29 protein-coding genes are annotated in these 23,775 nt (G+C 74.5%); 18 read left to right on the forward strand and 11 right to left on the reverse strand.

Annotation, left to right across the window (positions count from 1 at the left end):
• Nucleotides 1-205: 205 nt before the first annotated feature.
• The 4 genes from C1I92_RS21730 to C1I92_RS21745 are packed head-to-tail and all read left to right on the forward strand — an operon-like array spanning nt 206 to nt 3,638.
• Nucleotides 206-517, forward strand: a complete 312-nt coding sequence (locus tag C1I92_RS21730; RefSeq protein WP_111256746.1) for a hypothetical protein — start codon at nt 206-208, stop codon at nt 515-517.
• Nucleotides 514-927 (forward strand): MerR family transcriptional regulator, encoded by a 414-nt coding sequence (locus C1I92_RS21735; protein ID WP_111256747.1) that lies wholly within the window; start codon nt 514-516, stop codon nt 925-927. The genes C1I92_RS21730 and C1I92_RS21735 overlap by 4 nt, the downstream gene beginning before the upstream one ends.
• A gap of 33 nt (nt 928-960) precedes the next feature.
• A complete protein-coding gene (locus C1I92_RS21740) occupies nt 961-3,333 on the forward strand; it encodes an HAD-IC family P-type ATPase (RefSeq protein WP_199521463.1) in 2,373 nt (790 codons plus the stop codon).
• A gap of 8 nt (nt 3,334-3,341) precedes the next feature.
• Nucleotides 3,342-3,638, forward strand: coding sequence for a DUF1905 domain-containing protein (locus tag C1I92_RS21745; protein WP_111256773.1), 297 nt, complete (start codon nt 3,342-3,344; stop codon nt 3,636-3,638).
• Between the two features lie 3 nt (nt 3,639-3,641).
• On the opposite strand, the gene C1I92_RS21750 is transcribed toward C1I92_RS21745, so the two are convergent.
• Nucleotides 3,642-4,019 (reverse strand): hypothetical protein, encoded by a 378-nt coding sequence (locus C1I92_RS21750; RefSeq protein ID WP_111256748.1) that lies wholly within the window; start codon nt 4,017-4,019, stop codon nt 3,642-3,644.
• Between the two features lie 119 nt (nt 4,020-4,138).
• Between C1I92_RS21750 and C1I92_RS21755 the strand changes: the two genes are divergently transcribed.
• Nucleotides 4,139-4,564: a DUF7144 family membrane protein gene (locus C1I92_RS21755; protein WP_111256749.1), complete on the forward strand. Its 426-nt coding sequence runs from the start codon at nt 4,139-4,141 to the stop codon at nt 4,562-4,564.
• A gap of 119 nt (nt 4,565-4,683) precedes the next feature.
• On the opposite strand, the gene C1I92_RS21760 is transcribed toward C1I92_RS21755, so the two are convergent.
• Entirely contained in the window at nt 4,684-5,175 is a 492-nt protein-coding gene (locus C1I92_RS21760; protein WP_111256774.1) for a DUF1269 domain-containing protein, read from the reverse strand.
• A 73-nt stretch (nt 5,176-5,248) separates the two neighbouring features.
• A complete protein-coding gene (locus C1I92_RS21765; protein ID WP_111256750.1) occupies nt 5,249-6,961 on the reverse strand; it encodes a SulP family inorganic anion transporter in 1,713 nt (570 codons plus the stop codon).
• 87 nt (nt 6,962-7,048) lie between these two features.
• Between C1I92_RS21765 and C1I92_RS21770 the strand changes: the two genes are divergently transcribed.
• Nucleotides 7,049-7,726 (forward strand): GAP family protein, encoded by a 678-nt coding sequence (locus C1I92_RS21770; protein WP_111256751.1) that lies wholly within the window; start codon nt 7,049-7,051, stop codon nt 7,724-7,726.
• Nucleotides 7,723-9,312: a SulP family inorganic anion transporter gene (locus C1I92_RS21775; protein ID WP_158564232.1), complete on the forward strand. Its 1,590-nt coding sequence runs from the start codon at nt 7,723-7,725 to the stop codon at nt 9,310-9,312. Before C1I92_RS21770 ends, C1I92_RS21775 begins: the two co-directional genes overlap by 4 nt.
• On the opposite strand, the gene C1I92_RS21780 is transcribed toward C1I92_RS21775, so the two are convergent.
• From C1I92_RS21780 to C1I92_RS21795, 4 genes are all read right to left on the reverse strand, one after another.
• Complete coding sequence (locus C1I92_RS21780) at nt 9,270-10,616, reverse strand: hypothetical protein (RefSeq protein WP_111256753.1); 1,347 nt, start codon at nt 10,614-10,616, stop codon at nt 9,270-9,272. The two genes, C1I92_RS21775 and C1I92_RS21780, sit on opposite strands and share 43 nt — an antisense overlap.
• A 12-nt stretch (nt 10,617-10,628) precedes the next feature.
• Nucleotides 10,629-10,826: a hypothetical protein gene (locus C1I92_RS21785; RefSeq protein ID WP_111256754.1), complete on the reverse strand. Its 198-nt coding sequence runs from the start codon at nt 10,824-10,826 to the stop codon at nt 10,629-10,631.
• Nucleotides 10,823-11,221 carry a DUF6325 family protein gene (locus C1I92_RS33970; RefSeq protein WP_111256755.1) on the reverse strand — a complete coding sequence of 133 codons (399 nt, stop codon included), beginning with the start codon at nt 11,219-11,221 and terminating at the stop codon, nt 10,823-10,825. The genes C1I92_RS21785 and C1I92_RS33970 overlap by 4 nt, the downstream gene beginning before the upstream one ends.
• Nucleotides 11,222-11,346: 125 nt before the next feature.
• Nucleotides 11,347-14,013, reverse strand: a complete 2,667-nt coding sequence (locus tag C1I92_RS21795; protein ID WP_146605231.1) for a winged helix-turn-helix domain-containing protein — start codon at nt 14,011-14,013, stop codon at nt 11,347-11,349.
• 150 nt (nt 14,014-14,163) lie between these two features.
• On the opposite strand from C1I92_RS21795, the gene C1I92_RS21800 reads away from it, so the two are divergent.
• The 6 genes from C1I92_RS21800 to C1I92_RS21825 are packed head-to-tail and all read left to right on the forward strand — an operon-like array spanning nt 14,164 to nt 16,681.
• A complete protein-coding gene (locus tag C1I92_RS21800; protein ID WP_111256757.1) occupies nt 14,164-14,364 on the forward strand; it encodes a DUF8691 family protein in 201 nt (66 codons plus the stop codon).
• Nucleotides 14,365-14,384: 20 nt separating this feature from the next.
• Nucleotides 14,385-14,837, forward strand: a complete 453-nt coding sequence (locus tag C1I92_RS21805) for a DUF6069 family protein (protein WP_111256758.1) — start codon at nt 14,385-14,387, stop codon at nt 14,835-14,837.
• A gap of 56 nt (nt 14,838-14,893) precedes the next feature.
• Nucleotides 14,894-15,337 (forward strand): DUF6325 family protein, encoded by a 444-nt coding sequence (locus C1I92_RS21810; RefSeq protein WP_199521466.1) that lies wholly within the window; start codon nt 14,894-14,896, stop codon nt 15,335-15,337.
• Nucleotides 15,338-15,342: 5 nt separating this feature from the next.
• A complete protein-coding gene (locus C1I92_RS21815) occupies nt 15,343-15,645 on the forward strand; it encodes an SHOCT domain-containing protein (protein ID WP_111256759.1) in 303 nt (100 codons plus the stop codon).
• Nucleotides 15,646-15,650: 5 nt separating this feature from the next.
• On the forward strand, nt 15,651-16,178 hold the full coding sequence (locus tag C1I92_RS21820) for a hypothetical protein (RefSeq protein ID WP_146605232.1): 528 nt from the start codon (nt 15,651-15,653) through the stop codon (nt 16,176-16,178).
• A complete protein-coding gene (locus C1I92_RS21825) occupies nt 16,175-16,681 on the forward strand; it encodes a DUF1269 domain-containing protein (RefSeq protein ID WP_111256761.1) in 507 nt (168 codons plus the stop codon). Before C1I92_RS21820 ends, C1I92_RS21825 begins: the two co-directional genes overlap by 4 nt.
• On the opposite strand, the gene C1I92_RS21830 is transcribed toward C1I92_RS21825, so the two are convergent.
• Nucleotides 16,678-17,445, reverse strand: a complete 768-nt coding sequence (locus tag C1I92_RS21830) for an adenylate cyclase (protein WP_146605233.1) — start codon at nt 17,443-17,445, stop codon at nt 16,678-16,680. The genes C1I92_RS21825 and C1I92_RS21830 overlap by 4 nt on opposite strands.
• Nucleotides 17,446-17,550: 105 nt before the next feature.
• On the opposite strand from C1I92_RS21830, the gene C1I92_RS21835 reads away from it, so the two are divergent.
• Nucleotides 17,551-18,000, forward strand: a complete 450-nt coding sequence (locus tag C1I92_RS21835; RefSeq protein ID WP_111256763.1) for an SgcJ/EcaC family oxidoreductase — start codon at nt 17,551-17,553, stop codon at nt 17,998-18,000.
• On the opposite strand, the gene add is transcribed toward C1I92_RS21835, so the two are convergent.
• Nucleotides 17,997-18,986: an adenosine deaminase gene (gene add / locus C1I92_RS21840; protein WP_111256764.1), complete on the reverse strand. Its 990-nt coding sequence runs from the start codon at nt 18,984-18,986 to the stop codon at nt 17,997-17,999. The two genes, C1I92_RS21835 and add, sit on opposite strands and share 4 nt — an antisense overlap.
• Before the next feature lie 34 nt (nt 18,987-19,020).
• Between add and C1I92_RS21845 the strand changes: the two genes are divergently transcribed.
• Complete coding sequence (locus C1I92_RS21845; RefSeq protein WP_158564233.1) at nt 19,021-19,803, forward strand: NAD(P)H-binding protein; 783 nt, start codon at nt 19,021-19,023, stop codon at nt 19,801-19,803.
• On the opposite strand, the gene C1I92_RS21850 is transcribed toward C1I92_RS21845, so the two are convergent.
• Both C1I92_RS21850 and C1I92_RS21855 read right to left on the reverse strand, forming a co-directional pair.
• Nucleotides 19,790-21,163: an FAD-dependent oxidoreductase gene (locus C1I92_RS21850; RefSeq protein WP_111256766.1), complete on the reverse strand. Its 1,374-nt coding sequence runs from the start codon at nt 21,161-21,163 to the stop codon at nt 19,790-19,792. The genes C1I92_RS21845 and C1I92_RS21850 overlap by 14 nt on opposite strands.
• Nucleotides 21,164-21,172: 9 nt before the next feature.
• Complete coding sequence (locus C1I92_RS21855; RefSeq protein WP_111256767.1) at nt 21,173-21,853, reverse strand: aquaporin; 681 nt, start codon at nt 21,851-21,853, stop codon at nt 21,173-21,175.
• 50 nt (nt 21,854-21,903) lie between these two features.
• On the opposite strand from C1I92_RS21855, the gene C1I92_RS21860 reads away from it, so the two are divergent.
• The 3 genes from C1I92_RS21860 to C1I92_RS21870 form a co-directional block, all read left to right on the forward strand.
• Nucleotides 21,904-22,575, forward strand: a complete 672-nt coding sequence (locus tag C1I92_RS21860) for an arsenate reductase/protein-tyrosine-phosphatase family protein (RefSeq protein WP_111256768.1) — start codon at nt 21,904-21,906, stop codon at nt 22,573-22,575.
• Between the two features lie 13 nt (nt 22,576-22,588).
• Nucleotides 22,589-23,227 (forward strand): arsenate reductase ArsC, encoded by a 639-nt coding sequence (locus tag C1I92_RS21865; RefSeq protein WP_111256769.1) that lies wholly within the window; start codon nt 22,589-22,591, stop codon nt 23,225-23,227.
• Between the two features lie 120 nt (nt 23,228-23,347).
• A partial coding sequence (locus C1I92_RS21870; protein WP_233507152.1) for a transposase occupies nt 23,348-23,775 on the forward strand: 428 nt, incomplete at its 3' end.

The raw sequence follows: 23,775 nt of genomic DNA on the forward strand, positions 1-23,775 counted from the left end.
CGAACCGCGCCTGATTCCGGCAGGTTCGTCACCTGATCGTCTCCAGCACGTGGACGACCGATGATCAGGTGACGAACCGGCGCGTTCGGAGCCTGTTGTGTCACCTGATCGTCCGGCGGACGCCGAGGAGCCGCTTAGCCGGACATCGCCACCTCCGGGACGAGGACTTGCAACCGGTACCCCGGTACGGGTTTACCGTCGGGGCATGGACATCGACGCCGCCTTCGTCCCATCCTCGTGCACGCTGCCGACCGCCGAGCGACCGCTGCGCCTGGCCGAGTTCGCCGACCTCTTCGCCCGGTCCGCCCGGCGGCCGCGCCGGGTGTCGCCGACCCGGCTGGAGCTCGCCCTGGACGACGACGCCGCCGTCCTGGCCACCGCCCGTGACCTCGCCCAGAGGGAGAGCGCCTGCTGCGCGTTCTTCACGTTCACGTTCGGCGCCGGCGGCGCGCTGACGGTCGAGGTCCCGGCCGCGCAGTCGCCGGTGCTCGACGGCCTGGAGCGGCTGGCCCGATGACGTTGCGCAGCGGCGAACTGGCCGCGGCGGCCGGGGTCAACCTGCAGACGCTCAGGTACTACGAGCGCCGCGGGCTGCTGGCGGCGCCGGAGCGGACGCTCGGCGGGCACCGTGTCTACGACGACGACACGCTGACGACCGTCCGCATCATCAAGGCGGCGCAGCGGCTCGGGTTCACGCTGGACGAGATCGCCGATCTGGTCGACACCGGGCGCGGGCACGCCCGCGACGACGCGGACCTGCGCGCGAAGGCGGCGGCCAAGATCGCCGAGATCGAGTCGCGCATCGCCGCGCTGGAGACGATCCGCGACACGCTCCGCGCCGCCGTCGACGCCGGGTGCCACGACCTGCGCGACTGCGCCGGCAGCCCCGGCTGCCCGATCCCCTTCCCCGACCTCGCCGACGACTGAACCCGGCACCCGCCGCCCGGCTAGGGTCGTCCCATGACGGACCGGATGACGGCGCCAGCCGAGGTCGAGCGGGGGCTCTCCAGCGCACAGGTGGCGGAACGGGTCGCCGCCGGGCGGACGAACGACGTGCCGGCGCGGGCCAGCCGCAGCGTCTGGGAGATCATCCGGGCCAACGTCTTCACCCGCATCAACGCGATCCTGCTGGTGCTGTTCCTCATCGTGCTCAGCACCGGCTCCCTGCTCGACGGCCTGTTCGGCGGCATGATCGTCGCGAACAGCGTCGTCGGCTTGATCCAGGAAATGCGGGCGAAACGCACGCTGGACCGGCTCACCATCGTCGGGCAGGCCAGGCCGCGGGTGCGCCGCGACGGCGTCACGGCCGAGCTCGCGCCCAACGAGGTGGTGGCCGACGACGTCATCGAGATGAGCGCCGGCGACCAGGTCGTCGTCGACGGCGAGGTGGTGGCCGCCGACGCGCTGGAGGTGGACGAGTCGCTGCTGACCGGCGAGTCCGACCCGGTGATCAAGCAGGCCGGCGACCCGGTGATGTCGGGCAGCTTCGTCGTCGCCGGCAGCGGCGCGTACCGGGCGACGAAGGTGGGCCGCGAGGCGTACGCGGCCCGGCTGTCGGAGGAGGCCAGCCGGTTCACCCTGGTCAACTCCGACCTGCGCAACGGCGTCAACACGATCCTGCGCTTCATCACCTACCTGCTGATCCCGGCCGGCGCGCTGTCGATCTACAACCAGCTCTCCGGCGACCAGGACCTGCCCGACGCGCTGCGCGGCATGGTCGCGGCGCTGGTGCCGATGGTGCCCGAGGGCCTGGTGCTGATGCTCTCCATCGCGTTCGCCGTCGGCGTGGTCCGGCTCGGACGCCGCCAGTGCCTGGTCAACGAGCTGCCGGCGATCGAAGGGCTGGCCCGGGTCGACGTCGTGTGCGCGGACAAGACCGGCACGCTGACGGAGAACGCGATGCGGCTGTCCGAGCTGCGCGACCTCGACGGCGACCCCGCCGCGGCGAGCACCGCCCTGGCCGCGCTGGCCGCCGCCGACCAGCGGCCGAACGCCAGCCTGCAGGCCATCGCCGAGGCATACCCGGACGACCCGGGCTGGCGGGTCACCGGCGTCGCGCCGTTCTCGTCCGCGCGCAAGTGGAGCGGGGCCAGCTTCGGCGACGACGGCGACTGGGTGCTCGGCGCCCCCGACGTGCTGCTGCCCGACGGCGACGCCACCCGGGCCGAGGCCGAGTCCACCGGCGCCAAGGGCCTGCGCGTCCTGCTGCTCGGCCGCGCCGGCCAGCCGGTCGACGCGGCCGGGGCGCCCGGCGCCGTCACCCCGTCGGCGCTGGTGATCCTGGACCAGAAGGTCCGGCCCGACGCCAAGGACACGCTCGCCTACTTCGCCGAGCAGGACGTCACCGTCAAGGTGATCTCCGGCGACAACGCCGCGTCGGTCGGCGCGGTCGCGGGCTCCCTCGGGCTGCCCGGCGCCACCCACACCGTCGACGCCCGCACGCTGCCGGACGGGCGCGACGAGCTGGCCGGCGTGCTGGACCAGAACGCGGTGTTCGGCCGGGTCACGCCGGACCAGAAGCGGGCCATGGTCGGCGCGCTGCAGTCGCGCGGGCACACCGTCGCGATGACCGGCGACGGCGTCAACGACGTGCTCGCGCTCAAGGACGCCGACATCGGCGTCGCGATGGGCGCCGGCAGCCCGGCCACCCGCTCCGTCGCGCAGATCGTGCTGCTGGACAACAAGTTCGCGACGCTGCCGCACGTCGTCGCCGAGGGCCGCCGCGTCATCGGCAACATCGAGCGGGTCGCGACGCTGTTCCTCACCAAGACGGTGTACTCGGTGCTGCTGGCGTTCATGGTCGGCGTGCCCGGCCTGGTCGGCTTCGACGCGCTGCCGTACCCGTTCTACCCGCGGCACGTGACGATCACCGGGTGGTTCACCATCGGCCTGCCGGCGTTCGTGCTGTCGCTGGCGCCGAACACCGAACGGGCCCGGCCCGGCTTCGTCGGCCGGGTGATGCGCACGTCGCTGCCGGCCGGCATCGTCATCGGCGTGGCCTGCTTCGTCGCCTACATCCTCACCTACCAGGGCGCCGACGCGACCGAGGCCGAGCGCACCCAGTCGACCACGACGGCGCTGATCACGGTGACGATCCTGGCGATGTGGGTGCTGGCGATCGTCGCCCGGCCGTACGCGCCGTGGAAGATCGCGCTGGTGGCGGTCATGTCGGCGGCGTCGGCGCTGATGTTCCTGCTGCCGTTCACCCAGGACCTGTTCCTGCTCGACCCGAGCAACTCCGGCTACACCGTCATCGGGCTGGCCTGCGCCGCCGCCGGGATCGTGCTGATCGAGCTGGCCTGGCGCTGGGGCGATCACGGGAAGCGCGAGTGACCGGCCCGGTGCAGCGATTCACGTTCGACGGGGCGGTGCGGCCGTTCGGCGCCGAGGGATCGTGGCGGTTCGTCACGCTGCCGGCCGACGTGTCCGACGACATCAGGTCGCGGCCGCGGCCGCCGCGGCCGGGGTTCGGCTCGCTCCGGGTCGACGTGCGGCTGGGCGGCTCGTCGTGGTCCACGTCGATCTTCCCGGACGCGAGCAGCGGCTGCTACGTGCTGCCGGTGAAGAAGGCGGTCCGCGTCGCCGAAGGCGTCGACGACGGCGACGCGGTCACCGTCGAGCTGACGCTGCTGGAGTAGCGATCAGGCGGTCCAGGCGACGATCAGCGCGACGTTGACGGCCAGCACGACGGCGATGGCGAGCCACTGCCGGCCGACCGGCCGCTGCCGCGCCACGCCCGCGACCAGCACGATCGCCCCGCCGACGCCGGCCAGCAGGCCGGTGATCGCCTGCCCGGCCGATCCCGCCAGCAGTCCCGCGACGGCGACGACGAGCGCGAGCGTCGCCGTGCCGATGATCATCGCGTCGCGCAGGAAGCCCTCGGCCAGCCCGGCCAGCGCGGCGCCGACGGCGGCCACGACGCCGGTCCGGCGGCGCGGCGAGAGCGGCTGGGACGGCGGAGCGGACGGAATCCGGACGGGCTCGGCATCGGCCTGGTCGGCGGCCTCGTCACCGGACATATCGGTCACCCTAGCGGGACCGTCCAGCGGGATCACCCCCGGTGGGTGATGCTCCCGCGTCCGGCCCGCCGAGAGGGTGAGATGCGGGGATCTCCCCGCATCAGCTCGCAGGAGGAGTCATGACCGATTTCCGCACCGCTCCGACCGACACGTCCCGCCCGGAGCCGTCCGGCTGGGCCATGGGCGGGGTCGTCTTCGCCGCCACCATGATGATCATGATCGGCGTCTTCCAGGCGCTCGAGGGCCTCGCGGCGATCATCGACGACGACTTCTACGTCGTGCTGCCCAACTACACCTTCGACCTCGACGTCACCGCCTGGGGCTGGGTGCACCTGATCGTGGGCGTCCTGATCGCGGTGGCCGGGTTCTACCTGTTCACCGGCAGTGCCGTGGCCGGCGGGGTGGCGATCGCGCTGGCGATGGTGAGCGCCATCAGCAACTTCTTCTTCATCCCGTACTACCCGTTCTGGTCGCTGCTCATCATCGCGCTCTGCGTCTTCGTGATCTGGTCGGTCGCCCGCTCCGGCATCCTCAGCCGGACCTGACGCAGCGGAAGCCGACGTTGCCGGCCGAGCTGCCCGGCGTGGCCGGTGGCGGCGCCGTCAACGTCGGCGCCGCCACCAGCTCCCCCGTGTCCCGAGCCGCCGCGCAGCATGGCGCCGGCTCACTCGGCGAAGGCATCGCGCAGCTTCTCCTCCTGCTCCGTCGTCAGGTTCGACTGCACCAGCTCCGGCTTCAGGCCGGACTCCTCGAACGCCTGCAGCACCTTGTCTTGTACCGCGCCGCTGGTGAGGACGAACAGCGCGGACGTCCCCGGCGTGACCTTCTCCCGGGTCTGGCGGATGAAGTCGTCGTCGATGCCGACGTCGGTGAGCGAGCCGCCGAGCGCGCCCGCGGCCGCCCCGACCGCCGCACCGAGCAGCGGGATGAAGAACAGCAGGCCGAACAGCAGCCCCCAGAACGCGCCGCCGAGCGCGCCGACCTTGGTGAGGCTCGACAGCTGCCGGGTCTTCGGCTTCTTCTTCTCCGGCTCCCACGACACCGTGGCGGCGTCGTGCACCTGGATCAGCTCCTGCTTCTGCAGCGACTCCAGCAGCGTGACGGCGCGGTCGGCGGCGGTGTGGTCGTCGAACTTCCAGACGGTGAACGTGGCCATCGGGATCTCCTTCTCAGTCTCGGGCCAGGGCGGCCTGGAGCCGGCGCTCCAGGTCCAGGTAGCGGCCGTCGACTCATCGTCCGGCGGCGCCGTCGCCGGCGGCCTCACCTTCTCCGGGTGAGGTCGCCGCGACCGCCGCGTCGATCGACGGGTACAGCCGGTCCACGACGGCCGCCGCGCCGGCCCGCCGCAGCACGTCGCGCACCTGCCCGACGTCGCCGACGACGAGCAGCCGGACGCCGTCGCCACGCAGCTCGGCGGCCGTGTCGCGGAGCATCCCGGCGGCGGTGACGTCGACGAACGGCACGGTGGCGGCGTCGAGGACGAGGGCGCGAACGCCGTCGGCGCCGGCCAGCTCCAGCAACCGGTCCTGGACGGTGTCCGAGTTGGCGAAATAGAGGCCGCTCTCCACCCGGACCACCACGACGCCGTCAACCGGGGTACTCCCCGGTTCCCGCGCCCGATCGACCCACTGGTCCTGCCCGGCCACCCTCCCCAGGACGGCGATGTGCGGGCGCGCCGAGCGGGCCAGCAGCAGCACCACCGACAGCACGACGCCGATGAGCAGGCCGGGCAGCGTGCCGAAGACCAGCACGCCGAGCAGGGCGCCGAGCGCGCAGATGAAGTCCGCCCGGGCCGCCCGGCCGTAGATCGAGGCCAGCGCGGCCGTGTTCACTTCGTACAGCCGCCGCAGCCCGCCGACGTCGACCAGCTCGATCACGGCCGCGATGACGACGGCCGCCAGCGCCGGCTCCGGCAGCTGCGCGAACAGCGGCGTCAGGATGAGCAGCGTCAGCACCGTCAGCGCGGCCACCGTCCAGCCGGACACCTGCGACCGGGCGCCGGCGCCGGCGTTGACCGCGGTCTTCGACAGGCTGCCGTTGACCACCATGCCCTGCAGGAACCCGGAGCCGAGGTTGGCCGCGCCCAGGCCGGCCAGCTCGCGGTTCGCGTCGATCCGGTAGCCGTCGCGGCGGGCGTAGTTCTTCGCCGCGCCGAGGCCCTCGGCGAAGCCGATCAGCATGACGCCGGCCGCGCCGGACAGCAGCAGCGGGATGTCCGACGCGGCGTTCAGGTCCGGCACCGCGGGCGCGGCCAGCCCGGCGTCGATGTGCCCGACGACGTCGACGCCGCGGTCCTCCAGGTCCAGCAGCGTCGCCAGCACGATGCCCAGCACGACGGCGGCCAGCGACCCGGGCACCAGCGGCGCCACCCGGCGCAGCACCAGGACGAGGGCGAGGCAGCCCAGCCCGGTCAGCGCCGACCAGCCGTTGGTGTCGCCCAGCGAGGTGACGACCGCCCACAGCTTCTGGAAGAAGTCGCCGTCGCCGCCCTCGATCCCGAACAGCTTCGGCAGCTGCCCGACGATGATCACCAGCGCCATCCCGACGATGAAGCCCTTGAGCACGGGCTCGGAGACGAAGTTCGCGAGGAAGCCCAGCCGCAGCAGCCCGGCCAGCACCGCCAGCGCGCCGACGGCGAGCGCCAGCCCGGCGGTGTAGGCGGGGAACTCCCCGGATCCGTTGCTGACGATGCCGCCGACCACTCCTGCCGACAGCGCCGCCGTCGCCGACATCGGCCCGACCACGAGGTGCCGGGAGCTGCCCAGGACCGGGTACAGCAGCAGCGCCGGGATCGCCGCGTACAGCCCGATCACCGGCGGCACGCCGGCGATGGACGCGTAGGCCAGCGACTCCGGGATCAGCACCGCCCACACCGTCAGCCCGGCCATCAGATCGCGGCGCAGCGACGCCCCTCGCAGCGACCCGAACACCCATGCCGGCATGTCCCCAGCCTGAGCCGGACCGCCCGCCGCGGTCCTCACCCCCTCCGGGTGACGACGGCCCGGGCAGGTGGGCCCAAGGATCGGGGCATGGGTGAGGCGATCGGCGCGGTGCTGCCGCTCGGCGTGGGCGTCGCGCTGAGCCCGCTGCCGATCGTCGCAGTGGTGCTGATGCTCGGCAGCGCCCGCGGCCGGTCGAACGGGCCGGCGTTCCTGATCGGCTGGCTGCTCGGGCTGGCCGTGGCGGGGACGGCGTTCCTGCTGCTCGCGGCCGCCGCGGGGCCGTCCGACGACGGCGAGCCGGCGGCGTGGGTGTCGTGGCTGAAGCTGGTGCTCGGCCTGCTGGTGCTGCTGCTGGCCGTGCGCACCTGGCGGACCAGGCCGAAGGGCGACGACGACCCGCGGCTGCCCGGCTGGATGACGGCGCTCGACTCCTGGACGGCGGCCAAGACGCTGGGCCTGGGCGCCGCGCTCTCCGCCGTCAACCCGAAGAACCTCATGCTGACGATCGCCGCGGCCGCGGCCATCGCGCAGACCGGCGCCGGCGCCGGGGAGCAGGCCGTGGCGCTCGCGGTGTTCGTCGTCATCGGCGCGCTCGGACCGGGGATCCCGGTGGTCCTCGCGCTGGCGCTCGGCGACCGGGCCGACCGCATGCTCGCGGAGCTGAAGACCTGGCTGGCCAGCAACAACGCGGCGGTGATGACGGTCGTGCTGCTGGTGATCGGCGCGAAGCTGATCGGCGACGCGATCGCCGGACTGTCCGCGTGAGCGTGCGCGCCGACGTCGTGGCGGGGATCGGCGCCGGCGCGGTCGTGCTCCCGCAGGCGATGGGGTACGCGGGCGTGGCCGGGCTGCCGGCGCAGGTCGGCCTCTACACGTGCATCGTGCCGATGGCCGCGTACGCGCTGCTCGGCGGCGCCCGCCGGCTGAGCATGAGCACGACGTCGACGATCGTGGCGCTGGCCGGGCTGGCGCTCGCCGCTGCGGGCACGCCGGACGACCCGGACGCGGCGATGGCCGCAGTCAGCACGCTGACGCTGCTCACCGGGCTGGCGCTGCTGCTGTTCTGGCTGCTCCGGCTCGGCTGGACGGTCGACGCGATCTCCGACACCGTCGTCGCCGGGCTGAAGATCGGCGTCGGGCTGACGATCATCGTCGACCAGCTGCCGCATCTGCTCGGCATCGACGCCGGGCCGGACGGGTTCCTGCGCGGCGTCGGGCACGCCGCCGGCCACCTCGGCGACGCGAACCGGGCCACCGTCGTCGTCGCGGCGGCGACGCTGGGCGGGCTGTGGGCGCTGCGCCGATGGGCGCCGCGGGTGCCCGGGCCGCTGCTCGCCGTCGCCGGCGGGATCGCGGCGACGGCGTGGGCGGACCTGCCCGGCCGCGGCGTCGAGCTGATCGAGCCGGTGCCCAGCGGGCTGCCGGTCCCCGCCCTGCCGCCGCTGGACGACGCCGGGACGCTGCTGCCGTACGCGCTGGCCATCGCGCTGATGGCGTTCATGGAGACGATCGCCGTCGGCCGCAGCACCCGCGAGCCGCTGGACCCGCCGATCGTCGCCGGACGCGAGCTGCTGGCCAACGGGACGGCCGCGATCGCCGGCGCGTTCGTCGCGACGGCGCCGCCGGCCGGCGGGTTCTCGCAGACGATGGTCAACGTCGGCGCCGGCGCCCGCACCCAGCTCGCCTCGCTCGTCACTGCCGGCGTCGCGGTGGCGGCGGCACTGTTCCTCGCGCCCGTGCTCAGCGACCTGCCGGAGGCGACGCTGGCCGCCGTCGTCGTGGTCGCGGTGACCGGTCTGCTCGACCTCGACGAGCTGCGCCGGATCGGCCGCATCGACCGGACCGAGCTGCTGGTCGCGCTCGCCACCGGCGCGTTCGCGCTGGTGACGAACCTGCTGGCCGGCGTCGTCGCGGGCGTCGTCCTCACCTACTACCTGGTGCTGCGCCGGCTCAACCACCCGGTGCTGACGCAGGACAGCCCGGCGCCGGGGCTGCTGGTCGTGCGCATCGGCGGCGCGCTGTACACGATGAACGTGCGGACGGTGCAGGCCGAGCTGCTGCGCCGGGCGACGACGGCGGACCCGCGGCCGCGGGTGCTGCTGCTGGACCTGGCGGCGACGCTGGACACGTCGGTCACCGTCATCGACGCGTTCGTCGCGACCGAGCAGCAACTGGCCCGGCACGACATCGACCTGTGGGTCGCGTTGGTCCCGGCGCCGGCGCTGGCGAAGGCGCAGCGGACGGCTGCCTGGCCGGCCTGGCGTGACGGCGGCCGGGTGCACCCGGACCTGCCGGCCGCCGTCACCGCCTACGAGGGCCTGGCCGCCGGCGGCCCGGACCGCGCCGCCTGACCGGTCACCAGCTCCAGCGCCGCCAGCAGCACCCCCGCGACCAGCAGGATCCCCAGCACGACGGCCGCGTTCGGGTAGTTCCAGAAGACGAACACGACCACCGCGACGACCAGCACCGCCACTTGCGCCGGCCGCTTGTGCTCCCGCAACCGGGCGGCGGCGGCCGAGTCGCGCCAGCCCCACGCGGAGCCGACGGAGCCGAGCCGCCCCACACCCCGGCGCACCGCGACCGCCTGCGGCGACGGCCCGGTCAGCCAGGCGACCAGCGCCACCACCAGTCCGACGGCCAGCACCATCCGCAGCGACGTCCGCAGCAGCGACACGATCTGGTCGAACACCGCTCCCGCCGCCGCGTCGTCGACGGACGGCGGCAGGGCGGTCAGGTAGACCGGCCGCGCGATGGTGAGCGCGGCGCCGAGCAGCAGCATCGCGGCCGCGAGGCCGATGCCGGCGCCGATCAGCGCCCGCCGCCGGCCCCGGGCCACGATCACCCCGGCGGCGATCAGCGCCAGCGCGACGACCGGCAGCCAGGTGCCCAACCGGTCCAGCAGCCGCAGCGCGCCCTGCGCCTTCTCCACGTCGTCGGACTGGAACAGCGTCAGCTGGACGTCCGCCGACGGGATCGACGATGCCCGGCTGAACCCGGCGTCGGCCAGCCGCTGCTTGACATCGTCGACGATCGGCGCGAGCTGGATGCTGACGGTGTTCCCCTCGACCTGGACCGCGCCGTTCTGGGTGTCGCCGGTGAGCGCCGTCAGCACCGCCTGGTGCGCGGCCCGGTTGGCCTGCGACCAGACGTCGGCGAACCGGTCGCTCGCGACGACGGTGCCGACCTGGTCGTGCACCCAGCCGTCCACGGCGCCGCCGATCGGGCCGGCCAGGTCCGCCAGCGTCGACGTCACCCGCGGGCCGGCGCCCTGGTTCGCCAGCGCGTCGGAGGCCTCCCGCACCACCGACGGCACGTCGAGCTCCTGCGCCACCCGGTCGCTCACCCGGTTGGTGACGGCGCGCTGGACGTCGGGATCGCGGGCCAGCGGGCCGACGGTCTCGACGTACCGGTCGGTGTCGGTGACGACCGAGTCCAGCCAGACCGCCGCCGTCGCCGGGATCGCCAGCAGGCAGCCGAGGCCGATCAGCAGCGGCGCCAGCACCGCACGCCAGCGCCCGCCACCCGGCCCGGCGTCACCCCGTGCGTCGGCCCGGGCCCCGCCCCGGGCCTCGTCACGCGCGTCGGCCGCGGCCCGCAGCCGGGCCACCTCGGCGCGCAGCCGGGCCAGCTCGGCGCCCGCGTCCTCGTCGGCCATCGCAGGTTCCGATCAGCCCGCGCCGGCCCGGGCGCCCGCCGGCGCCGGCCGCCGCTCGGCCGGCACGTCGTCCCGCGGCAGGGCCTGCGCGGGCAGCCGCCGCGCCGTCGAGTGCGTCACCGCGTTCCGGATCACCTGCGGCGTCCCGTCCAGGACCGCCGCCCGGGTCACCGTCGCCAGTAGCCCGGGCCGGTCGTAGCGTCCACTCATGACTCCCCCTTCAATACGTCGCCGGCCGCCTCCGACGGGATCAGGACGTGCAGCGCGACCTGTCCGCCGCCGTCCCGGATCGCCTCGGAGACCCGGCGCACCCAGGTGTTCTCGTACGCGATCAGCACCGCCGAGTGCCCCGGCGGCAGCGTGTCGGCCACGACGGCGATGTCCTCGTCGTTGACCAGCTCGCCCTCGGCGATCTCCACCCCGCCGAAGCCGAACCCGTCCGCCCCCTCGTCGAACTCGACGACCCGCAGGTCGCCGTTGGGCTCGCGAGTGGCGAACACGATGTCGAGCAGCGTGACGTCGCCCATGTCGACGACGCCGCGCAGCGCCTCCACGGCGAGCGGGTCGACCCGCTCGCCGGCGAAGGTCAGGATCAGCACCTCCACCGGCCGGAACCTCATCGCAGCCCCCGTCTGCGCCTGGCCATGCGCCACCCCATTCCCCCCGCCCATCGCTCACCCTGCCCAGTGGTGATCGAACTCGCCTCACCCGCACCGGGTGAGGCGCACTCCTACAGCAGCCCCAGCTCCCGCGCGCGGTCCACCGCCTGCCGCCGGCTGCCGACGTCGAACTTGCGGTAGATCGCCTTCAGATGCGTCTTGACGGTGTTGACGCTCAGCACGTGCGCGCCGGCGATCTCTTCCAGCGACAGCAGCGACGGCAGGTCGCGCAGCAACTCCAGCTCGCGCGCGGTGAGCGCCTCGCCGGACACCGTCGCCGTGCCCCCCTCCCCCGCGTCGTCGCCGAACAGGCCGACGACGGTGCGGACGAACGGCTCGTACCGCCCGAACCTCCCCTCCCCGTGGATGAGCAGCGACCGGACCCGCCCGGACGCCGCGACGAACTCCCGGTACAGCCGCCGCGGCTCGGCGAGGTCCAGCGCGTGCAGCAGCGCGTCGTGCGCCCGCGCGGGCTCGTCCAGCTCGGCGGCGAAGTGCGCGGCCAGCAGCCAGCCGGTGATCTCCGCGCCGACCAGCTGGCAGGCCGTCGTCCCGGCCAGCACCGGGTGCAGCGCCGCCCGCGCCGCCGCCTTGCGCCCGTCGTGCGCGTGCGCCAGCGCCCGCAGCACCAGCACGTCGCCGGTCTCGCCGAGCAGCCGCTCGGCCCGGGCCAGCGCCTCTCCCGCGGCCGGCCGGTCGCCGGCGGCCAGCGCCAGCCGCAGCTCCGTCAGGCAGAAGTAGACGACGCTGGTCGGCGGCAGCGCGGCGTCGTCGTAGGGCCAGGCCCGGCGCAGCAGCCGGACCGCCTCGTGCCGGTTCGGCGTCTCCGCGGCGGCCAGGCAGGCCCGCAGCAGCCGGGCCGACAGCTCCACCTCCGGCTCCATGTCGGCGTCGACGGCGGCGAGCAGCGCCAGGTATCGCGCGGCGTCGGCGTCCTCGAGCCGCTCGAACGCGGCGCCGGCCGCCACCAGGTACACCGGCGGCATCCGCCCGGTCGACGACCAGCCGCGGCACGCGGCGAACTCGATCGCCTCGCTGGTCCGCCGGTTGACGGCGTCGGCGTCGCCCCGCGCGGCGGCGCTGACCGCGAGGTAGGACAGGCACTCCAGCGCCAGCGCGTCGCGGCCGTCGCGGCGGGCCATCCGCAGGGCGGCGTTGAGGTCCTCCTCGGCGGCCAGGAACTCACCGAACCAGATCCGGAGGATTCCCCGGTTCACCGCGGCCAGCAGCAGCAGGTCCGGCTCGCCGGGCACCTGCTCGTCGCTGAGCGCGATGAGGTTCACCAGCTCCGGGCCGCGGTCGCCGCGCAGCCGCGCCTCGTACATCAGCGCGGTGGTGTGCAGCAGCCGCAGCCGCCCGGACCGATGCCGCGACGGGTCCCGCCCGACCAGGTCGATGTGCCGGCGGGCCACCGCCAGCGCGCCCTCGTGCAGCGCCGCCAGCGCCGCGACCAGCGCCGTCACCGGCTCGGTGACGAGGTCGTCGGGCAGCTGCCGCATCGTCGCCGTCAGCCGGCCCGCGTCGCCGGACAGCAGCAGCCGCAGCCCGTACCGGTCCACCAGCTCGGCGGTGCGCGGCCAGTCGCCGCCGCCGGCCGCGTGGTCCAGCGCCGGACCGGGCAGCCCGTGGTCGGCGAACCAGCGCGACGCCTCGACGTGGGCGCGGCGCTGCCCGACGACGTCGCGCCGGGTCCCCTCGGCCAGCAGGAAGCTGCGCAGCAGGCCGTGCACCCGGTACGCCGTCGGCGCCCGCCCGACCCGCGACACCAGCGCGTTGTCGCGGGCCAGCCGGGCCAGGACGGCGCCGGCGTCGGCCCGGCCGGACAGGCGGCTGGCGAGGTCCGTGGTGAGCGTCTCGGCCACCGCGGTGGCCAGCAGCAGCTCGACGGTGTCGGCGGAGAGCGCGTCGAGCACCTCCGCGACCAGGTAGTCGGCCAGCGGCCGCTCGTCGCCGGCGAACCCGGCGATGTACTTGGTCACGTCGTCCTGCGACGCCAGTGACAGCGCGGCCAGGCTGAGCCCGGCCGCCCAGCCCTCGGTCCGTTCCAGCAGCAGGTCCAGGTCCGGCTCGGTCAGCTCCAGGCGCCGGTGGCGCAGCAGCTGGCCGGCCTCGTCGCGGTCGAACGCGAGGTCGGCCGCGCGGACCTCGGCGGCCTGCCCGTCCAGCACCATCCGGGCCACCGGCAGCGGTGGGTCGAACCGGCTGCCGAGCACGAGCCGCAGGCCGGCCGGACGGTACCGGATCAGCCCGGCGAGGCAGGCCAGCCCGCGCGGCGACGCGATCACGTGCACGTCGTCGATCAGCATCCACAGCGGTCCGCCGAGCGCGTCGACGGCCTCGGCGAACGCGGTCAGGAAGCCGCGGTTGCCCGCGTCGCCCGGCGGCGTCAGCGCGGCCAGCCGCACCTCCGCGGCGGCGTCGACCCCGCGCACCGCGCGGCCGCAGGCGCGCAGCAGCCCGGACCAGAGCACGTGCGGGTCGTCGTCGTGCTCGTCCAGCGCCAGCCAGGCCACCGGGACGCCGGCCGAGCGCTGCCGCTGCCACCACTGCGTCAGCAGCATGGTCTTGCCCGCTCCGGCCGGGGCCGAGACCAGCGCCAGCACGCGCCCGTCCGCCTCCGCGTCCGCCAGGCCGCGGAGCAGCCGGGTGCGTGGCACCGCGCTGGCCGGCATCCTGGGAACCCGCAGCTTCTGCTCGAGGATCCGGGCCCGTCCAGCGAACTGGGCGGCTTCGACCACGATCTTCACAGTAGCGGCGAATACCCCGAACGGGACCGGATCACGCACCTCGTTCTCGGGTGGCCCCCTCACCCCGTGCGGGTGAGCCGGTCCGGTGGCCGGGCCGCCATCGTGGAGGAGTCCCGCCGCACTGCATGGGGGCGCATCGACATGCGTTACGAGTTCCTCGTCACCGGCCGCGTCTCCGACACGGTCCGGGCGGCGTTTCCCGAGTTCGACGTCGCCGACGGCCCGGCCGGCGGCACGTCGATCTATGGGCCGGTGCGCGACCGGGCGGCGCTGCGGGGCATGCTCGCGCGGCTGGACGCCCTCGGGCTGACGATCGTGGAGATGCGCCGGCTGCCCGACTGATCCCCGAGGAGGCTGTGCCGATGACCAGCGAACCCTACGCCCGGTCCGGGCCACCCGAGGTCGACGCCCGCCGGTTGTGGTCCGGCGGCGTCGCGACCGCCCTGGTCGGCGCGCTCATCGCCGTCGTCGGGATCGTGCTGGTCCGTGGCGTGCTGGACATCCCGGTCCTGGCGCCGGAGGGCGAGGGTGTCTGGGGCGACGCGAGCACCGGCTGGTACGCGGCCGGCGCGGCCCTGGCGGCGCTGGTGTCCACCGGCCTGGCGCACGTGCTGCTGCTGACGACGCCGCAGCCGCTGCGGTTCTTCGGCTGGGTCGTGGGGCTGGCGACGGTGATCGGCGTCGTCGCGCCGTTCACGTCGGACGCGGACCTCGACGCCGAGGTCGCGACCGCCGGGCTGAACCTGGTGCTCGGGGTGGCGATCGGCACGCTGGTCGCGTCGGTGGCGCGGGCCGCCGTCCGCCGCCGGCGCTGACGCCCTCACCCGCGACGGGTGAGGCGTCGCGTGCCGAGGGGGCGGAGGCTGGCCGCATGGACACCGTGGACGTGGGACCGGTCGACATCCTGATGCTGAGGTTCCCGGGGAACCAGTTCCGGGGCGAGATCGTGCCGGCGCTGCGCGACCTCGTCGTGACCGGGCTGATCCGGGTCGTCGACCTGATGTTCGTGTACCGCGACGAGGACGGGACGGTCGGCTCGGTCGAGCTGGCCGGGCTCGGCCCGGAGCTGAAGCCCGCCTTCGCCGACCTGGACGGCCAGCTCGGCGGCGGGATGCTCGATGCCGAGGACGTCGAGGAGGTCGCGGCCGGGCTGCCGCCAGGCTCCTCCGTCGCCGTCCTCGTCGTGGAGAACACCTGGGCGATCCCGTTCGTCAACGCCGTCCGGCGGGCCGGCGGCGAGGTCGCCGACCAGGCCCGCATCCCGGCGGAGACGGCCGAGCGCGCGCTGCGCGACCTGGGCCTCGGGCTGGGGTGAGGACGATGGGACTGCTGCGCGGCATGGCCCGGACGGCGGTCGTGGCCGGCACGGCGACGGCGGTGTCGAACCGGGTGTCGCGGCGCCAGGCCGAGCGCTGGCAGCGTCAGGCCTACGAGGAACAGGCGATGGCCGCGCCACCCGCGGCCGCGGCAGCGCCACCCGCGGCCGCGCCTGCACCGCCCGCCGCCGCCCCGCAGGCCGGCGACTCGCTGGCCGACCAGCTGGACCGCCTGGCCGATCTGAAGGCGCAGGGTGTGCTCACCGACGAGGAGTTCGCTGCCGCCAAGGCCCGGCTGCTGGGGTGAGCCGGATGCGGGCGACCCTCGGGCTCGCGGCGTCGGTCGTGCTGCTGGCCGGCTGCGCCGACGACGCGTCGCCGGCGACCGACTGGGCCGACGGCGTCTGCTCGGCCTGGGACCAGCTGTCTTCCGACCTGCGCGCGCTGACCTCCGGCCTCGACGGCGATCTGTCCGGCCGGCTGGACGCCGTGCAGGCCAGCGCGCAGGACCTCGTCGACGCGATCGCCGACACGCCCGACGGCGCCGACGAGGCCGTCGAGGACGCCCAGCAGGAGTTGAGCGGAGAGGCCGGGGACGTCCGGTCCGGGCTGGACTCCGTCGCACAGGCGCTGCAGGGCCTCACCGACGCGAGCAGCCAGGACGACGTCGCCGCCGCGCTCTCCGAGGCGCAGGACGGGCTGAGCGCGACCGGCCAGGCGCTCACCGCTCTCGGCGACACCGTCGGCGGCTACGCGTCGGCCGCCGACGACACGCTCCAGCAGGCCTTCGACGAGGCGCGGTCCTGCCGCGAGACGCGCACGGGAGGGACGTCGTCATGAGCGACAGCACAATCGAGGTCTTCGTGGCCGCGTTCGGCGCCGAGGACGAGGCCGGGCAGGTCCTGACGGAGCTGCGCGCGATGGACCGCGAGGGGGTCATCGAGCTCATCGACGCCGCGGTCGTGGTCCGGCGGGCCGACGGCAAGGTCACGCTCCAGGAGACCGGCGACCCGAGCGGGCGGACGTGGGCCAAGCGCGGCGCCGTCGCCGGCGGCCTGGTCGGGCTGATCTTCCCGCCTAGCCTGCTGGTGTCCGCGGCGGTCGGGGCTGCCGGCGGCGGACTCTGGGGCAAGCTGCGCGACAAGGGCTTCCAGGATGCCGACCTGCGCGCCGTCGGCGACGGCCTCGAGCCCGGCACGTCCGCCGTCATCGCCGTCGCCGAGGACCGGATGCTGGACCGGCTGCAGGAGGCCATCGAGGGCTACCGCAGCATCGCCCGGCACGCCGTCAGCGCCGAAGCCGCGGCCGCCGTCGCCGCCGCGGAGCCGCCACCCCCGTCCTAGGTCAGCTGGCCGGAGAAGTAGGCCAGCGCCGTGCGGGTCTTGGTCTGCTGCACGCCGCCGAGGGCGATGCCGCGCGCGCCGAGGAACGCCCGCGACTCGGCGGCGACGTTGAGCGCCTCGCCGGGCGGGCACTTGGTGGACAGCTCCAGGATCCGGCCGCCGTCGGGGTAGAACCACAGCTCCGCGACCAGCCGGCGGCCGTAGTCGCCGGGCGTGAACTTGAGCTTCATGATGGTGATCGGGCCGAGCGGGCGCAGCTCATCCAGCTCGACGCCCTCCGGCCCGTGTGCGGCGAACAGGTCGCGCTGCTGTTTGGTGAACAGCTTGCGGATCGGCCGCTGCCCGCTCAGCACGTCGGCCACGTGCGCGTTGTCGACCGGCGCCTTCATCGTGCCGGACGCGACGAACGAGCCGCCCGGCATCGCGTCGACCTCGACCCCGAAGTCCGGCGACCGGCGCAGCGACGCCGGCAGCTTCTCCGGTCGCACCGGCCGCAGCTTCACCACCGCGTCGCCCGGCCGGCGCTGTACCCGCCGGGCCCGCACCACCACGCCGTGGCGGTCCAGCGTCAGATCCGGGGTGTCGAAGAACACCACCTGCCGGATCTGCGCGTCCAGCGGATCCATCCCCAGCGCCGAGACCGCCGACCGCTGGTCGCCGTCGGGCACGCTCAGCTTCAGCTCGACCGTGTCGGCTCCCTTGAGCAGCGCGAGCAGCTCACCCAGCCGGTCGCTGGACATGATCGGCAACGCCACCTCGCTCATCCGGACCACCCCCGTCTGGATCGTCGCGGTAAGAGACCCTTCCGGCCCCACCCGATCCGGGTGATGCCTTGACCTGAACCGCGCTTGAGGTTGCAGGCTGGTGGCATGACCACAGACATCGACGCGGGCGGCGCGGCGGCCGAACTGGACGCGATCCGCCGCGTCATCGACACCGTCGAGCACGCGCAGAACCACGAGTTGCCCGACGAGTTCCTGGCGCTGTTCCGGCCGGACGCGATCTGGACCACCGGCGGCGGCAAGCGGCTCTACGGGCTGGACGAGATCGCCCGGTTCACCCGCGAGGTGCTGCCCGGCGGCATGCGCGGCCTGTCGGTGCGGTTCGAGCTGGAGCACGTGATGTTCATCCGCCCCGATGTCGCCGCCGTGAAGCTGCGACAGGTGTACAGCACACCGGACGGCCTCGACGTCGGCTCGCCGCTGTGGATCCTGGCCAAGGAGGACGGCCGCTGGCTGCTCACCGCCTGCCAGAACATCGGCGTCCCCGACGACGAGGACGTGGCGCCGAGCCGGCCGGTCTTCGGCAGCGCCGCCTAGGCACCCAGCTCGGCCAGCAGGGCGGCCTTGACGGCGTCCGGCGCGAACGAGGCGGCGACGCCGGCCCGGGCGAGGTCGGCGGGGTCGTGGCCGGTCAGCCGCGCGACCAGCGCGTACTCCGCGTTGAGGTCGGTGCCGAACATGCCCGGGTCGTCCGTCCCCGGCACCACGACGACACCCGCGGCCGCCAGCGCGGCGACGGGGTGCGCGTCGGGTCCGGCGACGACGCCGGTGCAGACGTTCGACGTGACGCAGACCTCCAGCGGCGTGCCCGCGTCGGCGAGGAACGCCACCAGGGACGGGTCGTCGGCGGCGCGCAGGCCGTGGCCGATCCGGTCGGCGTGCAGCAGCGACAGCGCGTCGTGCACCGACTCCGGGCCGCTCGCCTCGCCGGCATGGATCGCGGCCCGCAGCCCCAGGTCGCGGGCCTGCGCAACGTGGCGGACGAAGTCGCGGCGCGGGGCGTCCGGCTCCAGGCCGGCCAGCCCGATCGCGACCGTCCCCGCCGGCGCGTGCCGGGTCAGGAAGTCGACCGTCGCGTCGGCGGCGCCGAGCCCCTGCTCCCCCGGGATGTCGACGATCCAGCCGATCTCCACCCCGTGCTCGGACCGGGCCCGCTCCCGGCCCTCCTCCAGCGCCGCCCGCAGCGCGCCGCCGTCGATGCCGGCCTTCAGGTGGGTCGCCGCGGTGACGGTCAGCTCCAGCCAGCGCACGTTGCTGACCGCCGCGTCCCGGGCCGCGCCGACCACCAGCGTCGTGACGTCGGCCGGCGTCGTCACCAGCCGGTCGACGGCGTTGTAGACGTCGATGAAGTGCGCGAAGTCGCGGAACGTGTAGAACGCGGCCAGCTCGGCCGGGTCGAGCGGCACGCCGGCGCCCGGCGTGCGGGTGGCCAGCGCCAGCACCGTCTGGACCGACGCCGACCCGACGAGGTGCAGGTGCAGCTCGGCCTTCGGCAGCGCGGCGATCGCGGCGGTTCCGGTCATGGCCGCCGATCCTAGCCTCGCCTACGCTCACGACGTGCGGATCGCGGTGACGGGGGCGAGCGGGCGGGTCGGCGGCCGGGTGGCCGAGCTGCTGGCGCCGGAGCACGACGTGGTCGCACTGGTGCGGCCGGCGTCGCCGTACACGCCGCCGCCGGGGGTCACCGTCGCGCCCGCCGACTATGCCGACCCCGCGTCGCTGCGGGCGGCGTTGGACGGCGTCGACACGCTGGTGTTCGTGTCCAGCGACGGCCACGCGGCCACCGTCATGCTGCACCACGCGAACGTCGTGGCGGCCGCCGCCGACGCGCGCGTCGGGCACGTCGTCGCGCTGAGCGGCCTGGACGCCGACGTCGAGTCGCCGTTCTGCTACGCCGTCACCAACGGGCACACCGAGCGGCTGCTGGAGGCCAGCGGCTGCGGCTACTCACTGGCCCGCGCGTCGGTCTACACCGAGTTCTTCCGGTCCCTCGTGCGGGGCGCCCGGCGCGGCGACGAGGTCCGGCTGCCCGCCGGCGACGCCCGGGTGTCGCTGGTCGCCCGGGCCGACGTCGCACGGTCGCTGGCCGCGCTGGCGCTGCGCCCGCCGTCGGGCACGCACCACGACCTCACCGGGCCGGCCGCGCCCGCCGTCGCCGAGGTGGTCGCCGCGGAGGGCGCCCGCCACGTGGAGGTCACCCTGGCCGAGTACGTCGCCGCGCTGCTCGACGGCGGCGAGACGTCGTGGTGGGCGCACGCCTACGGGACGATGCTGGAGTCGATCCGCCTGGGCCGCTGGGCCACCGTGAGCGACGAGGTGGCGACGCTCACCGGCGGCTGAGCCGGGCCCACGCCTGGGTGGCCAGCTGGGTCGCGTCCCAGGGCGATCCGAGCGGCGGAGTGTAGGAGAGGTCGAGCTCGCTGAACCCGTCGACGGTCATGCCGTGGAACAGCGCGGTGGCGTAGGTGTCGACGCGCTTGGCGGTCTCGGTGCCGCGCGCGCCGACGAGCTGCGCGCCGAGGAGCAGGCCGGTCCCGACGTCGCCAGTGACGCGGATCGTGATCGGCTGGGCGCCCGGGTAGTAGGCCTTGTGGTCGTCCGGGGTCGCGGTCGCACTGACCGGCGTGAACCCGGCCGCCGTCGCCTCGTGCTCGCGCAGCCCGGTGCGGGCCGCGACGAGGTCGAACACCTTCACGACCTGGGTGCCGAGGCTGCCGGCGAACCGCGCCGCGCCGCCGAGGGCGTTCTCGCCGGCGACGCGGCCCTGCTTGTGCGCCGTCGTGCCCAGCGGCAGGTAGGTGACGCCGAGCTGACGGTGATGGGTGACGACGCAGTCGCCGGCCGCCCACACGTGCGGCAGCCCGGTCGCCATGGTCTCGTCGACGACGACGGCGCCGCGCGGGCCCGTCCGTGCCCCGGCCGCGACGAGCAGGTCGGCGTCCGGGCGCACCCCGACCACGACGAGGACGAGGTCGACGTCCCAGGCCAGCGGCTCGCCGTCAGGCCCGGCGCCCTCGACGTGCAGGCCCGCGTCGCCGCGGCCGACCCTCGTCACCGTCGAGCCGGTGTGGACGGTGACGCCGTGCCGGTCCAGCTCGGCGTGCACGAGCGCGCCGAGCTCGGGGTCGACGGTGGGCAGAACCTCGGGCAGCATCTCGACCTGCGTGACGGCGATCCCGCGCGTGGTCAGCCCCTCGGCCATCTCCAGCCCGACATAGCCGGCGCCGACGATCAGCGCCGTGGCCGGCCGGATCCGGTCCAGGCTGCGTTCGAGGGCGAACGTGTCGTCCATCGAGTGCAGCACGTGCACGCCGTCGGCCGCCCCCAGCGGGTCCAGGCCCGCGATCGGCGGGCGCACCGGTAGCGCGCCGGTGCCGACGACCAGCTCGTCGTAGCCCAGCGTGGTCTCCGTGCCGTCGCTCTCGCGCAACGCGAGCCGCCGCCCGTCGACGTCGATCCCGGTCGCGAGCGTGTCCAGCCGCAGCCGCATCCCGGTGGCCTCGAGGTCGGCATGCGTGCGGTGGGCCAGGTTCGACCAGTGGCCCACCTCGCCGGAGAGGTAGTACGGGATCCCGCAGATGGAGAAGTTCGGGTAGGCGTCGGCGACCACCACGGTCACCTCGGCCGAGGGGTCCAGTTCGCGGGCGCGCAGCGCGGCGGAGATGCCGGCGTCGCTGCCGCCGACGGCGACGATGTGCATGGGTGCCTCTCAGAGTCGGACCCGCGCGGGCGCGGGGTACAGGGCGAGGACGAGCACGACGCCGACGGCGGCGCCCACCAGCTGGGCGGCGACGAAGGCCGGCGCCGACGACGGCGCGATGCCGGCGAAGGTGTCGGAGAAGATCCGGCCTACTGTGACGGCCGGGTTGGCGAACGAGGTGGAGCTGGTGAACCAGTACGCCGCCCCGATGTAGGCGCCGACGGCCGGCGCCGCCAGCGCGGCCCGGCCGGTCCGGACGAGGGCGAAGATCAGCAGCACCAGCCCGGCCGTCGCCACCACCTCGCCCAGCAGCAACCCGGTCCCGGTGCGCTCCGTCGTCGCGAGCCCACCGTCGACGGAGAACATGGCGTTCGCCAGCAGCGCGCCGCCGATCCCGCCGGCACACTGCGCCACCACGTAGGCGCCGGCCGCACCACCGGACAGGCCCGTGCCGGACCCGCGGCCCAGCCACCAGTCCGCCACCGACACCACCGGGTTGAAGTGCGCACCGGACACCGGACCGAACAGCAGGATCAGCACCGCCAGCCCCAGCACCGTCGCGGTGCTGTTCTGCAGCAGTTGCAGACCGGTGTCGTCCGGCGACAGCCGCTGCGCCGCGGTCCCCGACCCCACCACCACCGCCACCAGGAGGCCGGCGCCGAGGAACTCGGCCAGCAGCCGTCGTGTCATCACGCGCCCCATCCTTGACGACAGGAGATAGCTCAGTCAATATTGAGGCAATGAACGCTGAGCGAACAACCCTGGAGCGGCGGGCCGCCACGTATGCGGCGCTGTCGGATCCGGCGCGGCTGCACATCGTCGACCTGCTCAGCCTCGGCGACCTCTCCCCCAGCGAGCTGCAGGCCAGGCTCGGCATGCCGTCGAACCTGCTGGCCCACCACCTCAAGACCCTGGAGACCGCGGGCCTGCTCACGCGCGGCCGGTCCGAGGCCGACCGTCGGCGCAGCTACGTCCGGCTCACGCCCGGCGCGCTCGACGGGCTGACCCCCGGCGCCGTCGGCCACGCCCACCGCGTCGTGTTCGTCTGCACGGCGAACTCCGCCCGCTCCCAGCTCGCCGCGGCGCTCTGGCGGCGCACCAGCCCGATCCCGGTCGCCTCGGCCGGCACCCACCCGGCCGACCGGGTCGACCCTGGCGCCGTCGCCGCGGCCCGCCGCCACCGGCTCGCCCTGCACGCGACCCGGCCCCGGCGGTTGGCCGACGTCGCCGCCGACGACGACTTCGTCATCACCGTCTGCGACCACGCCCACGAGGAGCTCGGCGACCTCGGCGGGCTGCACTGGTCCATCCCGGACCCCGTCCGCGCGGGCACCGCCGACGCCTTCGACACCACCGTCACCGCCCTCGCCCACCGGGTCGACGGCCTCGCCGCGCGCCTCGCGGCGATCTGAGAGGAGAACGATCATGGCGAACGCCGACATCACCCTGGACCAGCAGTACGCGCTCACCACCGCCGCCACCCGGCTGGCCGGCGACTTCGAGGGCACCTTCGGGCAGGAGACGATCGAACGGTTCCTGCACACGTCCTACGACCAGTTCGCCGGCCGCGCGGTCGTCGCGAACTTCCTCCCGCTGCTGGCCGAACGGTTCGCGCGGCAGCGGCTCACCGCGCTGGCCCGGGTCGAGGGACGCAGCGACGACGGCCGGCCCACCGTGCTGTTCCTCTGCGTGCACAACGCCGGCCGCTCGCAGATGGCGCTGGGCTTCTTCCAGCACCACGCCGGCGACGAGGCGATCGGCTGGTCCGGCGGCTCCGAGCCCGGCGCGCAGATCAACCCGGTCGCCGTCGCCGCCATGGCCGAGCGCGGCATCGACATCTCCGCCGAGTACCCCAAGCCCTGGACCGACGAGATCGTCCGCGCCGCCGACGTCGTCGTCACCATGGGCTGCGGCGACGCCTGCCCGCTGTTCCCCGGCAAGCGCTACGAGGACTGGACCCTCGAGGACCCCGCCGGCCAGGACCTCGCCGCCGTCCGTCCCATCCGCGACGAGATCGAGCGACGCGTGCTCACGCTGCTGAACGAGATCGGCGTGCGGAGCTAGCCTCGGGCTTTCACGTCTCTGGGGTCGTGTGCGGCGTGTGATGCACGGAAGTGCCTGTTCAGCGCGGGATTCTTGGCTTGTCGAAGGTCAAGATCCGCCGCGTTGAAAGGCACTCCGTAGGTGAAGCGTAGCCCTGGTCAGAGTCTTGTTGTGGATGCTGTGCGCGAGTCGTTGGTCTCTTCGTCGGGGGCGGTGCTCCTCAACGAGACGGTCCGGGTCGCGGGTATCGACCGGCTGCTCGCGGCGGCGTTGGTGCCGTGGCGTTCGGATCGGGTGGTCCACGACCCCGGCAAGGTGCTCCTCGACGTCGCGACGGCGGTCGCTCTCGGAGGTGACTGTCTGGCAGACCTGGCGGTGGTGCGCGCTCAACCCGAGTTGTTTGGGCCGGTGGCTTCCGACCCGACGGTGTCGCGGGTCATCGCCAAGTTGGCCGATGACATCGACGCGTCACTGCCGGCGATCCGGGCTGCTCGAGCGCAGGCGCGGGCGGCGGTATGGGGTCGACGCCGGCCACTGGGTCGACCGCCGGGCGGGGGTGCGGGCAGGGG

This window comes from Jiangella anatolica, assembly GCF_003236295.1.
GTDB lineage: Bacteria > Actinomycetota > Actinomycetes > Jiangellales > Jiangellaceae > Jiangella > Jiangella anatolica.